Source organism: Williamsia muralis (genome assembly GCF_051487485.1).
In the GTDB taxonomy this organism is placed as follows: domain Bacteria; phylum Actinomycetota; class Actinomycetes; order Mycobacteriales; family Mycobacteriaceae; genus Williamsia; species Williamsia muralis_B.
Genome location: NZ_JAHVCV010000006.1, coordinates 143,709 through 157,908 on the forward strand (window position 1 = coordinate 143,709; position 14,200 = coordinate 157,908).

Sequence of the window (14,200 nt, forward strand, 5' to 3'; positions counted from 1 at the left end):
GCAGCCTCAGTTGGCCGGGGGGACGAACGGGGAGTTGATGGTGTTGAAGAACTGGATGGCGGCACCGATGAGGACCGGACCACCCACGACGATGGTTCCGACGACGCCTCCGATACCGGCTCCCGTCACGATGCCTGGCAGACAACCGACACCTGCGGCAGCTACGGCGCCAACCACACATCCGATGACGCCGCCGACGATGGTCCCGATGAGGCCGCCCACCGCCGACGCGGTGTTGATGCTCTGGCTGAGGGTCTGCATCGCCTGCATGTCGCGCTGCTCGCGGGTGGCCGGGGCAGCAGCCTGCTTGCGAACGGCGTCACTGACCTTCACGGGTTGAGCAGCCGCAGCGTCGCGGACGGGGGTCAAGGTCGCGGTCCGGCCGTTGATGTCGGCGTTGATGGGGAATTGCTTGTCGTTGAGGTTGTAGGCGAGGGGAATGCTCGCAGCGACATTGCCTTTGTTGTCGACGATCTGGAATTGACCGTCCGAGGTGCGCAGCGAACCGATGTCGGTCTTCAACACAACGTGATCACCGACGATATTCGCCGAATAGCCGATGTCTTTCGCGGGCGGGGCCGCATTCGCCTGCGTGGCCGTCACCACGCTGGCGGTGGTGGCCAGTACCAGCATGGCCGAGACCACTGATTTCCGAAACCTCATTGACTACAAATCCCCTCTGATTGCTTGAATGTCCGCCCGAACCGATTTCGATCCCCACATCGAAACAAGCAGAGGCGACGTGACCGGCCCCTGGGCAGAGGGGATGGTGACGCTGTGTAATGACCATGTGTTCTCAGGCAACGCAATGCTAACGGTCGCCAAATGGGAGTTTGGCCGAAATGGGGACAATTCGCAAAACAAACGAGAAGTCGCCACGAAAAGCCATATGGCTGTCGCGAATTGGTGTCATTCGTTGGGTCTACACAGCTGCCGGCCGACGGCTGCGCGACCCGGGCTGCGGCCGTTGAGGCATGATGATGTCCGTGAGCGAACAGCGCGATCCATATGGGGACGACATCGAAGCAGTTGTGGTCACCGAGGAGCAGATCCAGCGGCGCATCGCCGAGCTCGCCGAGACAGTGGCGAACCGGTACCGGGACACTCCGGATGACCTGGTCCTCATCGGTGTCCTCAAGGGGGCGGTGATGTTCATGACCGATTTCGCGCGGGCGCTGCCGATCCCGTCGCAGCTCGAGTTCATGGCGGTGAGTTCCTACGGGTCCTCGACGTCGTCGTCGGGTGTGGTGCGCATTCTCAAAGACCTCGATCGCGACATCCACGACCGCGACGTCGTGATCGTCGAAGACATCATCGACTCAGGCCTGACGCTCTCGTGGCTGGTGAAGAACTTGCGCACCCGCCACCCCCGGTCGCTGGAGGTCTGCACGCTGCTGCGTAAACCCGACGCAGTGCGGGTGGACGTGCACGTCGAGGATGTCGGCTTCGACATCCCGAACGAATTCGTGGTCGGGTACGGGCTCGACTACGCCGAGAGGTACCGGGATCTGCCGTACGTCGGTCGGTTGAACCCGAACGTCTACTCCGATTAGAGGTTCGTTTCGGTGAGTGCGGTACAGACGGCAGAAGGTGTCCGGACCGGTCGACTCGATCCGGTGCAGGTGACCCGGGATGCGCTGTCACGGATAGCTGATCGCGACGGTTCCATCGGCGCATTCGTCAAGGTCCGTGCCGGCAAGGCCGTCGCCGAGGCGGAACTGCTGACGGCCCATCCGGATCTGGCGAAACTGCCCTTGGCCGGCGTGCCGGTTGCCATCAAGGACAACGTGTCCGTCGCTGGCGAGCCGATGACCGTGGGGTCGGCCGCAACAAGTCGAGCACCTGCGCTCAGTGACCACACCGTGGTCCGCAGGCTTCGCAACGCGGGCGCAGTGGTCATCGGCCTCACCGCTGTACCCGAGCTGTGCCTGTGGGGGACCACCGACAACGAGCAGACCGTGACACGAAATCCGTGGAATCCGGCGCGAACCCCAGGCGGCTCGTCCGGTGGCGCGGCCGCGGCGGTGGCCAGCGGGCAGGTCGAGTTGGCGCACGGGAACGACGGCCTCGGCTCGATCCGCATCCCGGCCGCCGATTGTGGATTGTTCGGTTTCAAACCCGGCCTCGGAGTGGTGCCCAGCGAGTTCGGCGGCAACGGCTGGTTCAAGATGAGTGAAAACGGGCCGCTTGCCACCACGGTTGCCGACGGCGCACTGATGCTCGGGGTGATGGCCGACAACATGGCCCTTGCCGCCGCCGGAGCGGACACCAACCCTGGAAGTCTCAGAGTCGCTGTGGCACAAAACTTTCCGCTGGCCGTGGGTCGCACGGACAAACACTTCGCGCAGGCGGTGTCCAGCTGCAGTGCATTGCTCGCCGATCACGGCCACAGGGTGCCCCAGTCAAAACTCCCGTACCCGAGCAATCCGGCTCCTCTGTTGCTGCGATGGCTGGCAGGAGCTGCCGCTGACGCGGACGACTTCGCCAAGGCCGGTGGCGATCTGTCGAAGTTGCAGTCGCGCAGCAAGATTCACACGTCACTCGGCAGGGTGGTGCAACGCTTTGATCTGGTACACGACGTCCAGGCCAGCACCATCGAGCAGAAGGTGCTCGCCTACCTCGACCGCAACAAGGCCGACGTCTTGATGACCCCCGCCCTCGCAGCCCCACCCCTGGAGGCGAAGGCATGGAGCAGCAAGAGCTGGGCGGCCAACATGTGGGCGAACATCAACTACGCGCCGTTCCAGGGACTGTTCAATCTCCTCGGATGGCCTGCGATGTCGGTGCCGTTCGGTGTGCACCCGGTGTCCAAGACCCCGGTGGCCGTCCATTTCGCCGGCCGCCCGGGATCCGAGGCAACGTTGCTCAAGCTCGCCGCCCAAATCGAGGCCGCCCGCCCCTGGCAACGAGTAGCTCCCGGGTACTGACGGCTCAGCACTGCGAGGGGTCGCGGCCGGCCAGCGCGCGAAACTCGTCGTTGCGCTGTCTGTAGTCCGAGCTTCCTTAAGTTTCGCGAGCGGCGCGATCAGCGAGCGCGCGAAACTCGCCTTTGCTCGTTCTGCAGACCGAGCTTCCCCAAGTTTCACGAGCGGCGGAACCGCCCAGCGCGCAAAACTCGCGTTTGCGATCCCCGCAGAACGAGCGTCGCCAGGTTTTGCGAGCGGCGGGACCGCCCGGCGCGGGAAACCGGCCTTCGCGTCTCCCGCAGACCGAGCTTCCCCAGGTTTCACGAGCGTCGCTGACGTCTAGTGCGCGAAACTCGTCGTTGCGCTGTCTCTAGTCCGAGCTTCCCCAAGTTTTGCGAGCCTGCCCCACGCCCAGCGCGCAAAACTTGAGTTTGCGCGGTCTGCAGAGCGCGCTTTCCCTCGTTTCACGAGCTCCCTAACCGGCCCCCACCCGCACCCCCGCCCGCACGCTCAGCAGACCCGCGACTGGTTTCGCCCACGGGGAACGCGCGACCACGATGAATCGTTGACGGGTAGCCTGATGATTCAGACATCCCGACTGGAAGGACGCGCCGAAATCACAGAGGGCCGATAGTGGCCGTCGGGGTCGGCTGACACACCTCAATGAACCGCAAGACTGTCTTTCGCAACCTGGCGATCGTTGCCATCATCGTGCTGGCCATCTGGGGCTGGACCGTGCTCCGCGACAACAATCGCGACTACAAGAGTGTCGATACCTCTGTAGCGATGACGCAGCTCAACACGAAGAACGTGTCCGAGGTGCAGATGGACGACCGCGAGCAGACGCTACGGATGACGCTCAAGGACCCGGCGCAGGCAGGCGGCGACAAGAAGATCTCTGCCAAATACCCCGCCCGCACCACCGAAGAGGTCTTCGACCGCGTCGACGCCTCGGGTGCGAAGTATCAGACGAACGTCAACCAAGAGTCGTTCCTGATGCAGATGCTGATCTTCATCCTTCCGCTTGTCCTGCTGTTCGGCCTGTTCTTCTTCGTGATGAACCGGATGCAGGGTGGCGGCAAGGGTGGCGTGATGGGCTTCGGCAAGTCCAAGGCCAAACAGCTGAACAAAGACATGCCGACCACTACGTTCGCCGATGTGGCAGGTGCAGACGAGGCGGTCGAAGAGCTCTTCGAGATCAAGGACTTCCTGCAGAACCCGGCTCGCTACCAGGCCCTGGGAGCCAAGATCCCCAAGGGCGTGTTGCTGTTCGGTCCTCCCGGAACCGGTAAGACGCTTCTCGCCCGCGCGGTCGCAGGTGAGGCCGGTGTGCCGTTCTTCACCATCTCGGGTTCGGACTTCGTCGAGATGTTCGTCGGTGTCGGTGCCTCACGTGTGCGCGACATGTTCGAGCAGGCCAAGAACAACAGCCCTTGCATCATCTTCGTCGATGAGATCGACGCCGTCGGACGCCAGCGCGGCGCCGGCTTGGGCGGCGGACACGACGAGCGCGAGCAGACCCTCAACCAGTTGCTCGTCGAGATGGACGGATTCGGTGAGCGTTCGGGCGTGATCCTGATCGCGGCCACCAACCGGCCCGACATCCTCGACCCTGCACTTCTGCGTCCGGGACGCTTCGACCGGCAGATCCCGGTCGGCAACCCCGACATGGCAGGCCGCAAGGCAATCCTCAACGTCCACGCACAGGGCAAGCCGATCGATGCCGACGCCGACCTCGACGGTCTGGCCAAACGCACCCCGGGTATGTCGGGTGCCGATCTGGCGAACGTCATCAACGAGGCCGCGCTGCTGGCCGCCCGCGAGAACCGCACCACCATCACCGCCGAACTGCTCGAAGAGTCCGTCGACCGGGTGGTGGGTGGTCCGCGCCGTAAGAACCGCATCATCAGTGAGCACGAGAAGAAGATCGTGGCCTACCACGAGGGCGGGCACACACTCGCCGCGTGGGCGATGCCCGATCTGGACCCGATTTACAAGGTCACCATCCTGGCCCGCGGTCGCACGGGCGGCCACGCCCTTGCCGTGCCCGAGCAGGACAAAGACCTGATGACACGTTCGGAGATGATCGCCCGTCTGGTGATGGCAATGGGTGGTCGTGCTGCCGAGGAGCTGGTGTTCCACGAGCCGACCACCGGTGCGTCCTCCGACATCGACCAAGCCACCAAGATCGCTCGCGCCATGGTCACGGAGTACGGCATGAGCGCGAGGCTCGGAGCCGTGCGTTATGGGCAGGAGCAGGGTGACCCGTTCCTCGGCCGCTCGATGGGTTCGCACGCCGACTACTCACCCGAGGTCGCCAGCGAGATCGACGACGAGGTGCGACGTCTCATCGAGGCCGCTCACACCGAGGCGTGGGCCATCCTCACCGAGTACCGCGACACCCTCGACGAGCTCGCCACGCAACTCCTCGAACGCGAGACCCTGACCCGCAAGGATCTCGAGAAGATCTTCGACAAGGTGGTCAAGCGCCCGCGTATCACCGCCTTCAACGACTTCGGCGAACGCACCCCGAGCGACAAGCCGCCGGTGAAGACGCCGGGTGAGCTCGCCAAGGAGCGCGGTGAGCCCTGGCCGCCCGAACCCCCGAAGTCGCCGGAGCTGGCGAAGGTCGGACCGTCGCACATGCAGCCCGGTCCGGGTGAGCTCCCGCAGCAGCAGTATCCGCCGCAGTCCCCGGGCAACCCCTACCCGCAGCAAGGTGGGCAGGCAGGTGCTGTCCCAGGAGGCACCCGTCCCGATTACGGTGCCCCCGCAGGTTGGTCGGCTCCGGGCTGGCCCCCCAACGGTGGGCCGAACGGCGGACAGGGCCAGAACGGCGCCACGGGGCAGAACGGCGCACCGGGCCACAACGGTTCCTACCCGGCAGGCAACCCATACGGGCAACCAGGCAATTCCTACGGCCAGCCGGGTAACCCCTACGGCCAGCCCGGTTCTTATGGCCGGCCACCGAATGGTCAGAACGGCCATGGCGGGCACAACGGGAACAACCAGGCTGACGGCGGCAACGACGGTCACGGCCAGAATGGGCATTCCCCGAATGGACAGAATGGACAATGACACAACAGACCAGTGGGACACCCGCCAAGAACGGTGCGATTGCTCCCTTTGACGCCGAGCGTGCCGAGCGAGCCGTACGTGAACTGCTGATCGCGGTCGGCGAGGATCCGGACCGCGACGGTCTGAAGGAGACGCCGGCCCGGGTGGCGCGCGCTTACGTCGAGATGTTCGGGGGCCTGCACGTCAACCCCGACGACGTGCTGGCCACCACCTTCGACGTCGGACACGACGAGCTCGTGCTGGTGAAGGACATCCCGATGTATTCGACCTGCGAGCACCACCTGGTGTCGTTCCACGGGGTCGCGCATGTCGGTTACATTCCTGGTCCCACCGGTCAGGTGACCGGCTTGTCCAAGTTGGCGCGTCTGGTCGACCTCTACGCGAAACGACCGCAGGTCCAGGAACGGTTGACCACCCAGATCGCGGACGCGATCGTCCGCAAACTCGATCCGCGCGGCGTCATCGTGGTGATCGAAGCCGAGCACCTGTGCATGGCGATGCGTGGAATTCGCAAGCCGGGCGCCACCACCACCACCTCTGCGGTTCGCGGTCAGTTCAAGACCAGCGCGGTCTCGCGGGGCGAAGCCCTCGACCTCATCTCTCGCTGACCTGCGCGACCACACCAGGAGCATCGTGAGGGGCCGGCATCACCGAAAGCCCCGGCGAACTGACGTGGTCGGCGTCGTGATGGGGTGGACGGCGTGAGCACCATCATCATGGGCGTCGTCAACGTGACGGCCGATTCCTTCTCCGACGGTGGCCGGTACCTCGATACCGATGCCGCCATCGCCCATGGGTTGTCGCTGGCCGCGCAGGGGGCCGACATCATCGACGTGGGCGGGGAGTCCACCAGGCCCGGTGCGCACCGCGTCGACACCGGTCTCGAGATCGCCAGGGTCACCCCCGTCATCAAAGGCCTGGCGGCGCAAGGTGTTCGGACATCCGTGGACACCATGCGCGCCGAAGTCGCCGACAAGGCGATCGCCGCGGGCGCAACTGTGGTCAACGATGTGTCCGGGGGACGTGCCGATCCAGACATGGCGCGGGTTGTCGCCGAGGCGGGTGTTCCGTGGATCCTGATGCACTGGCGCCCTTCCGACCCCTCGTTTGTCCATCGGACCGGCGAACCCGGCGTGTATCGCGACGTGGTGGCCGAGGTCAGCGGTGAACTGCTGGCGCAGGTCGATGCAGCCACCTCTGCCGGTGTTGATGCCAGTGCGTTGATCCTCGATCCTGGTCTCGGATTCGCGAAGACTGCCGAGCACAATTGGGCCCTGCTGCACGCATTGCCGACCTTGGTGGGGCTCGGCTTTCCCGTACTGATCGGGGCATCACGCAAGCGTTTCCTCGGCACCCTGCTCGCCGACCAAGACGGAAATCCACGTCCGCCGGATGGCCGCGAGATCGCCACCGCCGCACTCACCGCGCTCGCCGCCGCGGGAGGTGCGTGGGGTGTGCGGGTACACGATGTGCGCGCCAGCCGCGATGCGGTGCTGGTCGCCGATGCCTGGCAGGCGGGCGGACCGCGCGGCGCCGACACCGGTCCGACCACGTTCTCCGCTGGAGGCGCTGTAGCGAAAGGGCACGATGGCTGATCGAATCGAGTTGCGCGGACTGAAGGTTCGGGGCAATCACGGGGTGTTCGACCACGAACGGCAGGACGGCCAGGACTTCATCGTCGACATCATCCTGTGGGCCGACCTGCGGGTGGCCGCGGCGACGGACGACCTCGCCGACACCATCGACTACGGGGGACTGGCCCACACCGCCCACGACATCATCGCCGGTACACCGCGCAATCTCATCGAGACGGTGTCGGCCGAGATAGCCGACAAGATCTTGCTCGATCTCGACGCTGTCTTGGCGTGCGAGGTGACGTTGCACAAGCCCTCTGCGCCAATCGATCTCACGTTCGACGACGTGGCGGTCGTCGCTCGCCGATCCCGCAAGGGGATGCAGTGAGCAGTGCGGTGCTCTCGATAGGCTCCAACATCGGGGACCGGCTCGCCCATCTGCAGTCGGTCTGCGACGGCCTCGGTGACCGGGTGGTGGCGGCCTCGCGGGTCTACGCCACCGAACCGTGGGGCGGGGTGGAGCAGCAGGATTTCCTGAATGCGACCCTGCTGGTCGACGACGATGCCCGGAGCGCACGCGATTGGCTGGACGTGGGTCAGCATCTCGAGAACGAGGCGAGGCGGGTGCGCGATCAGAGGTGGGGGCCACGAACTCTCGACGTCGACGTGATCTCGGTGTCGGACGACGGGGCAGTTGTCGAGTCGACGGATCCGGTGCTGACCTTGCCCCACCCGCGTGCCGCTGAGCGGGCATTTGTCCTGATTCCCTGGCTGGACGCCGACCCCGGCGCGGTACTCCGCCATCACGGTTCCGACGTCCCGGTGACGGATCTGCTGGCCGCCCTGACACCGGCCGACCGCGACGGGGTTCGACTCACCGAACACACGCTGACCACCACCGGTGCCGACGCAGGGGAACAACAGTGACGAGCCGCAAGCCTGATCCGGGCAGCGACAATGCGATGGGGCCGACCCGTATCCGGGATCTCGCCATGCTCGCCGTTGTGGTGGCGGTTGTGGTGTTCCTGGTGGTCCGGGTCAGTTACGGATCGTTGCCGCCGCTGCCCCTGTTGGCCGGCATCGTGTTGTATGTGCTTGCCGCACTTGAAGTTGTCATCGCCTTTGTGGTGCGTGCCCGCGTGAATGACCGGGAAATCGGCTCGCACAGCGGCCAATTGCATCCGATCACGGCGGCGCGCGTGCTGGCGCTGGCCAAGGCGTCGGCCATCCTCGGTGCTCTCGCCGTCGGCGTGTGGACCGGAACGCTGGCGTATCTGCTCACCCGGCAAGACGATCTCGCGGCGGCTGATCATGATCGACCGGGCACGATCGTCGGACTGATCGGTGGAGTGCTGCTTGTCGGTGCGGCGCTCTGGCTCGAATACTGCTGTCGTACGCCGGACGATCCCTCGGACGACCTGGCCACCTGAGAGCCGCGGCATCTCGCGCGAGATGTGCGGATCTCTCGACAAACACAATCGATAACTGGACTTGCCGCACCAGATGGCAAACGCGACACAGTCGGGCAGGTAAGTTTGCCACCATGACCACCTCTGCCGGCCGATCGGCTGATGCCAGAAGAGCCCGCCGTGGTCCTGGTCAGTGGTTGCTCGGTGTGCTGCTGTTGTTTGCGCTCGGCTCCAGCATCTTCATGATCTTCACCTCGGAGATGAGCATCGCCGCCTCGCTGGCCGTCATCACCGCGTTGTGGGCCGCAGTCATCGGCGCCATCCTGGTGACGAAGTATCGCCGGCAGGCCGATTCCGCGGACGCCAAGGCCCGTGACCTCCGACTGGTCTACGAATTGCAGCTCGAGCGTGAGATCTCCGCTCGCCGTCAGTACGAACTGGGCGTCGAGACGCAGGTTCGCAAGGAGATCGGCGAACAGTCGGGCGAGGAACTGTCCGCGCTCAAGGCGGAGCTGCAGTCCTTGCGGTCGAGCCTCGAGCAGTTGCTGGGCGAGCTCCCGGACGAACGGATCGCCCTGGTCCGTGAACGTCTGCCGGAACTGGAGAACCGCGCGAACCGCCATGAGGGGTCGGGCAATCCGTACGCCCCGGCCGGCTTCGCCGATCAGCATTTCCCGCCGGCGCCACTGGTCCCGGATGACGGAACCGTGGCCGAACGCGACTTCGCGTCTACGGCGCCCCCCGCTGATCGCCGGCGCGACGACAACCCGAACGAGAGCACCCAGGTCATCCCGGTGGTGTCCGACGAGGACCCGGTCCCCGTGGAGCCTGCCGAAACACCGGCAGACGACGTGGCCGAGACCGATGAGTCGTCCGATGCCGGTGAGCAGGATGCGGTGACGTCGGACCACCCCGGCGACACCACCAACGCTCAGACACCGTCCGGCCGCCATGCGGGTAGTCGGCGTCGCGCCGATGACGCAGCACCGGAGGTCGTCGCGGCCGAGACCGATACCGCTGAACCTCAGGTGGCAGGCGCACACGAAAAGCCTGCTGACGAGGCGGACGAGACGTCTGAGGCGCAGGTCGAGTCGTCGGCTCCCGGGCCGTTCGTGGACGAAACCCCCACCGACGAGTGGGAGGTGGCTGCACCCGTGGAAGGTGGCATCCCCAACGCGTTGCTGGCCGATGACGATGAGCAGGCAGCCGACCATCCGGGCGCACATGCATCCGGACGCTCGGTCTCGGAGCTGCTCACCCGATTCGAATCTTCGGCACCTGCCGGTGGACGCCGCCGCCGTCGTAGCTGATCGCGCGCGTCCGATCGGGTGAGCCCGATCACAGGCATTGGCAATATGTGTCCGCCTGGTTCTATTCTCGCAGCGAGACGTCTGGTACCCGTGCCTGACACATCCTCAGCCGAGTTCGACTCATCGGCCAGGGGAGAAGTCAGAGGGACTGGAACGAATGGAGGACGACGGTGACCTCGACGGGGATTACCAATTGGCCCGCGCCTGCCCGCCTGACGGTGGGTATCGTGTCGGCGGGTCGAGTGGGAACCACCATCGGTCAGGCCCTCGAACGTGCCGAACACGTGGTCGGCGCCGTGTCCGCATCGTCTCCGGCCTCACGCGCACGCGCGGCACAGCGCCTCCCCGAATCTGAGATCCGCGCCGTGGCCGACGTCGCCTCACACTGCGAGCTTCTTGTCATCGCGGTCCCGGACGATCGATTGACGTCGGTCATCTCCGATCTGGCGCAGTCGGGATCGGTGCGGCCGGGAACCATCGTCGCCCACACCGCGGGCGCACACGGTGTACGCGTGCTCGATCCGCTCACCGACATCGGAGCCCTCCCACTGGCGTTGCATCCGGCCATGACGTTCATCGGGACGGAAGAGGACACGGACCGGATCCGCAATTGCTGCTTCGGTGTCACGGCCGCAGACGAGGTGGGTCTGGCCATCGGACAATCCCTGGTTCTGGAGATGGGCGCCGAACCGGTGCGCATCGACGAGAAGGACCGCACCCTCTATCACGCTGCACTGGCTCATGGCGCGAATCATCTTGTCGCGCTTGTGTGTGACGCCGTGGCGGCGCTGCGCAAGGTGGCCGACGGCCAAGACGTGCGGCCGGAACGCATTCTGGGGCCGCTGCTCACCGCGGCGCTCGACAACAGTCTGCAGATCGGCCCGAAGGCGTTGACCGGCCCGGTGGCTCGCGGCGACGTGGCGGCGGTGGCCCGGCATCTGCAGGCGCTGACGGCCGCTGATCCGGGCATCGCCGAGGGATATCGTGCGCTCGCCCGCCGCGCCGCCACGTACACCGATCCACCACCGGACCTGGTCGAGTTACTCGGGGACAACCACGTGGGGCACGACAGCTCGGGGTACGACGACTTGGGGAATGACGACTTGGGGAATGACGACAGACGGGACGAACATCGATGACCACTGGTGACCTGACGGGCCAGAAACCTTTCACCGCTGGGCAATTGACGGTCCATCGTGATCCTGCGCTGCTGAACAAGGTCAGCCGTGCCCTGCGTTCGACGGGTAAGCGGGTGGTGCTGGTTCCCACCATGGGCGCGCTGCACGCGGGCCATCTCGAACTGGTCCGTGCCGCCAAACGCAAGGGCGACGCGGTGGTGATCGCCTCCATCTTCGTCAACCCGTTGCAGTTCGCCGCGGGCGAAGACCTCGACGCCTACCCCCGGACATTCGATGAGGACTGCGATCTCCTGCGGGCGGCCGGCGTCGAATTGGTCTTCGCCCCGAAGGTCTCCGACATGTACCCGACGGGACCGCGCACCACCGTGCACCCGGGACCTCTCGGTGGTGAACTCGAAGGTGCTTCGCGGCCAACGCATTTCGCAGGCATGCTTACCGTGGTGCTCAAGTTGCTGAACATTGCCGCGCCGATGGAGGCCTACTTCGGCGAGAAGGACTATCAGCAGTTGGTGTTGATCCGGCAGATGGTCACCGACCTGAACCTCGACGTGCAGATCGTCGGCGTTCCCACCGTGCGCGAAGCAGACGGATTGGCCATGTCGTCGCGCAATCGGTACCTCGATCCCGCTCAGCGTGAGCTGGCGACAACCCTGTCGGCCGCGCTGATCGCGGGTGCCTACGCGGCCGCCGGTGGAGAGCGGGCCATCCTCGACGCGGCCCGCGGCGTCTTCGACCTCCACCCGGACGTCGCGGTCGACTACCTCGAACTTCGCGGCCCCAACCTCGAGGAACCGCCGGCGCGCGGCGACGGCAGGCTGCTCGTCGCCGCGCGAATCGGCTCCACCCGGCTCATTGACAACGTGGGTGTCGCGATCGGCACCGGTTTCGTCGAAAGAGGAGAGAACCCAGCATGATCCGCACCATGATGACCTCGAAGATCCACCGCGCCACAGTGACCCAGGCCGATCTGCACTACGTCGGATCGGTCACGGTCGACCAGGACCTGCTCGACGCGGCCGGTCTGCTCGAGGGTGAACAGGTGACCATCGTCGACATCGACAACGGCGCCCGGCTGGTCACCTACGCGATCTCGGGTCCCCGGGGGTCCGGGATCATCGGTATCAACGGCGCCGCAGCACATCTGGTGCACCCGGGCGACCTCGTCATCCTGATCGCCTACGGCGGACTCGATGAACGCGAGGTCCTCGAGTATCAGCCCAAGGTGGTGTTCGTCGACGAATCGAACCGCATCGTCGAACAGGGTGCCGACCCGGCACACGCGCCGGAAGGCTCGGATCTGCTCGATCCCCGCCACCCGGTGCTGTCGAGCACCCCCGCCTGACATGTTGCTCGCGCTGGACGTCGGCAACACGAACATCCACCTGGGTGTCTATGCGGGCATCGGGGCCAATTCCCGACTGGTGCGCGACTGGCGGATGAGGACCGAGTCGCGCATGACTGCCGACGAGCTGGCGCTGACCATTCGTGGCCTGTTGGGCCCTGACGTGGAACAGGTCACGGCCGTTGTCGGCCTGTCGACGGTGCCGTCGCTGCTGCGCGAGATGCGGGTGATGGTCGGGAAGTACTTCGGGGCCGGACCGCACGTGCTGCTCGAACCCGGTGTGCGAACCGGGGTTCCGCTGTTGGTCGACAACCCGAAGGAGGTCGGGACCGACCGTGTCGCCAATGCGCTCGCCGCTTACTCGGCCTACGGTCGCGGCTGCATCGTCGTCGATTTCGGGACCACGACCCTCGTCGACGTGGTGTCGGCAAAGGGCGAGTTCCTCGGTGGGGCGATCGCCCCGGGTATCGATCTGGCGGTCGAGGCTCTCGCCGTCCGGACGGTGACGCTACGCAAGGTCGAGCTGTTGCCACCGCGCTCGGTGGTGGGAAAGAACACCGTCGAAGCACTGCAGTCGGGCATCCTCTACGGATTCGCAGGTCAGGTGGACGGGCTCGTGTCCCGAGTGCGGCGTGAAGTGCCGGGTTTCGACGGCGACGACATCGCGGTGATCGCCACCGGCTACCTCGCCCCGCTGGTTTTCGATGAGTGTGTGACGTTGCAGCACCACGAGCCCACGTTGACGCTCGACGGGTTGCGGCTGGTGTATGAGCGGCAGCGCGATGCCCGGGCAAAGGGGCGTTCGGCGGGCTCGCGTCCGGACTGAGGCGTCTGCGGCGGGCGACGGTGGTGCGATCGTGATCGCTGTGGCACAATCTTCACCGTGATCACGCGGAGCTGTCAGGAGTGTTGTCGGGGCTGAAACGCCTCTTGATGACCCCTACGCCCGTTCTTCGGCCGATCTGCTGCCGATCATTCACGAAAGCACCAGCCATGTCTGTGCTCACCGCACCCGCACCTTCTCTGTCCAGCCGGCCCACGTCGGCATATCCCGTTGCGCCGCTGTCCGTGGCGGCGCACGACGTCGATTCTCTGCTCCGCAGCGGTGCCGTGGCCATCGACATCCGTAGCCAGCAGGAACGTGATCGGGACGGAATCGTCCTCGGCGCGTTGGCAATTCCCGCCGATCAGATTCTCGACCGCCTGATCCCGGGCTCGCGGGAGACACTTCGTTGCGCTGACGCCTCCAGCCGTTGGCTTCTCATCGGGGTAGATGGTCACGACGCCGAGAGGCTCACCTGGCACCTGCAGGCCGCGGGAGTGCCCGGCACCCGGTTTGTTGCCGGTGGCCAGATCGCGCTCGCCCGTTCGGCCGACCGGCGGCCGGTCGCCGATCACACCGAGCGCGAGTGGAGCATGTTCTCCGCGCACTGATCACGCGC

15 protein-coding genes are annotated in these 14,200 nt (G+C 65.6%); 14 read left to right on the forward strand and 1 reads right to left on the reverse strand.

The features are described from left to right. Positions 1-6: 6 nt before the first annotated feature. Entirely contained in the window at positions 7-663 is a 657-nt protein-coding gene (locus KXR83_RS17850) for a hypothetical protein (protein ID WP_437425958.1), read from the reverse strand. A 317-nt stretch (positions 664-980) separates the two neighbouring features. Between KXR83_RS17850 and hpt the strand changes: the two genes are divergently transcribed. The 14 genes from hpt (at position 981) to KXR83_RS17920 (ending at position 14,192) form a co-directional block, all read left to right on the forward strand. Then, on the forward strand, positions 981-1,553 hold the full coding sequence (gene hpt / locus KXR83_RS17855) for a hypoxanthine phosphoribosyltransferase (protein ID WP_030172532.1): 573 nt from the start codon (positions 981-983) through the stop codon (positions 1,551-1,553). Between the two features lie 12 nt (positions 1,554-1,565). Further along, the gene (locus KXR83_RS17860) at positions 1,566-2,927 is read left to right on the forward strand and encodes an amidase (RefSeq protein WP_437425959.1); all 1,362 of its coding nucleotides are present in this window, start codon (positions 1,566-1,568) and stop codon (positions 2,925-2,927) included. Positions 2,928-3,569: 642 nt separating this feature from the next. Next, entirely contained in the window at positions 3,570-5,984 is a 2,415-nt protein-coding gene (ftsH, locus tag KXR83_RS17865) for an ATP-dependent zinc metalloprotease FtsH (RefSeq protein WP_437425960.1), read from the forward strand. Next, positions 5,981-6,592, forward strand: a complete 612-nt coding sequence (folE, locus tag KXR83_RS17870) for a GTP cyclohydrolase I FolE (protein WP_437425961.1) — start codon at positions 5,981-5,983, stop codon at positions 6,590-6,592. The genes ftsH and folE overlap by 4 nt, the downstream gene beginning before the upstream one ends. Positions 6,593-6,700: 108 nt before the next feature. Beyond that, positions 6,701-7,579 (forward strand): dihydropteroate synthase, encoded by an 879-nt coding sequence (gene folP, locus KXR83_RS17875; RefSeq protein WP_437426114.1) that lies wholly within the window; start codon positions 6,701-6,703, stop codon positions 7,577-7,579. Beyond that, on the forward strand, positions 7,572-7,946 hold the full coding sequence (folB, locus tag KXR83_RS17880) for a dihydroneopterin aldolase (protein WP_099383627.1): 375 nt from the start codon (positions 7,572-7,574) through the stop codon (positions 7,944-7,946). The genes folP and folB overlap by 8 nt, the downstream gene beginning before the upstream one ends. Beyond that, complete coding sequence (folK, locus tag KXR83_RS17885) at positions 7,943-8,485, forward strand: 2-amino-4-hydroxy-6-hydroxymethyldihydropteridine diphosphokinase (protein WP_437425962.1); 543 nt, start codon at positions 7,943-7,945, stop codon at positions 8,483-8,485. The genes folB and folK overlap by 4 nt, the downstream gene beginning before the upstream one ends. 35 nt (positions 8,486-8,520) lie before the next feature. Beyond that, complete coding sequence (locus KXR83_RS17890; RefSeq protein ID WP_437426115.1) at positions 8,521-8,988, forward strand: DUF3180 domain-containing protein; 468 nt, start codon at positions 8,521-8,523, stop codon at positions 8,986-8,988. Positions 8,989-9,101: 113 nt separating this feature from the next. Next, a complete protein-coding gene (locus KXR83_RS17895; RefSeq protein ID WP_437425963.1) occupies positions 9,102-10,277 on the forward strand; it encodes a DUF6779 domain-containing protein in 1,176 nt (391 codons plus the stop codon). 170 nt (positions 10,278-10,447) lie between these two features. Continuing rightward, positions 10,448-11,416, forward strand: coding sequence for a Rossmann-like and DUF2520 domain-containing protein (locus KXR83_RS17900; RefSeq protein WP_437425964.1), 969 nt, complete (start codon positions 10,448-10,450; stop codon positions 11,414-11,416). Beyond that, positions 11,413-12,330, forward strand: coding sequence for a pantoate--beta-alanine ligase (gene panC, locus KXR83_RS17905; RefSeq protein WP_437425965.1), 918 nt, complete (start codon positions 11,413-11,415; stop codon positions 12,328-12,330). Before KXR83_RS17900 ends, panC begins: the two co-directional genes overlap by 4 nt. Further along, positions 12,327-12,758, forward strand: coding sequence for an aspartate 1-decarboxylase (gene panD, locus KXR83_RS17910; RefSeq protein ID WP_437425966.1), 432 nt, complete (start codon positions 12,327-12,329; stop codon positions 12,756-12,758). The genes panC and panD overlap by 4 nt, the downstream gene beginning before the upstream one ends. Before the next feature lies 1 nt (position 12,759). Further along, on the forward strand, positions 12,760-13,584 hold the full coding sequence (locus KXR83_RS17915) for a type III pantothenate kinase (protein WP_099383633.1): 825 nt from the start codon (positions 12,760-12,762) through the stop codon (positions 13,582-13,584). A 167-nt stretch (positions 13,585-13,751) separates the two neighbouring features. Next, on the forward strand, positions 13,752-14,192 hold the full coding sequence (locus tag KXR83_RS17920) for a hypothetical protein (RefSeq protein WP_437425967.1): 441 nt from the start codon (positions 13,752-13,754) through the stop codon (positions 14,190-14,192). The last annotated feature ends 8 nt before the right edge of the window (positions 14,193-14,200 follow it).

Coding starts and splice junctions, on each gene's coding strand:
- KXR83_RS17850 (WP_437425958.1), bottom strand. CDS start 663: ATGAGGTTTCGGAAATCAGTGGTCTCGGCCATGCTGGTACTGGCCACC.
- hpt (WP_030172532.1), top strand. CDS start 981: ATGTCCGTGAGCGAACAGCGCGATCCATATGGGGACGACATCGAAGCA.
- ftsH (WP_437425960.1), top strand. CDS start 3,570: ATGAACCGCAAGACTGTCTTTCGCAACCTGGCGATCGTTGCCATCATC.
- folE (WP_437425961.1), top strand. CDS start 5,981: ATGACACAACAGACCAGTGGGACACCCGCCAAGAACGGTGCGATTGCT.
- folP (WP_437426114.1), top strand. CDS start 6,701: ATGGGCGTCGTCAACGTGACGGCCGATTCCTTCTCCGACGGTGGCCGG.
- folB (WP_099383627.1), top strand. CDS start 7,572: ATGGCTGATCGAATCGAGTTGCGCGGACTGAAGGTTCGGGGCAATCAC.
- KXR83_RS17890 (WP_437426115.1), top strand. CDS start 8,521: ATGGGGCCGACCCGTATCCGGGATCTCGCCATGCTCGCCGTTGTGGTG.
- KXR83_RS17895 (WP_437425963.1), top strand. CDS start 9,102: ATGACCACCTCTGCCGGCCGATCGGCTGATGCCAGAAGAGCCCGCCGT.
- panC (WP_437425965.1), top strand. CDS start 11,413: ATGACCACTGGTGACCTGACGGGCCAGAAACCTTTCACCGCTGGGCAA.
- panD (WP_437425966.1), top strand. CDS start 12,327: ATGATCCGCACCATGATGACCTCGAAGATCCACCGCGCCACAGTGACC.
- KXR83_RS17915 (WP_099383633.1), top strand. CDS start 12,760: ATGTTGCTCGCGCTGGACGTCGGCAACACGAACATCCACCTGGGTGTC.
- KXR83_RS17920 (WP_437425967.1), top strand. CDS start 13,752: ATGTCTGTGCTCACCGCACCCGCACCTTCTCTGTCCAGCCGGCCCACG.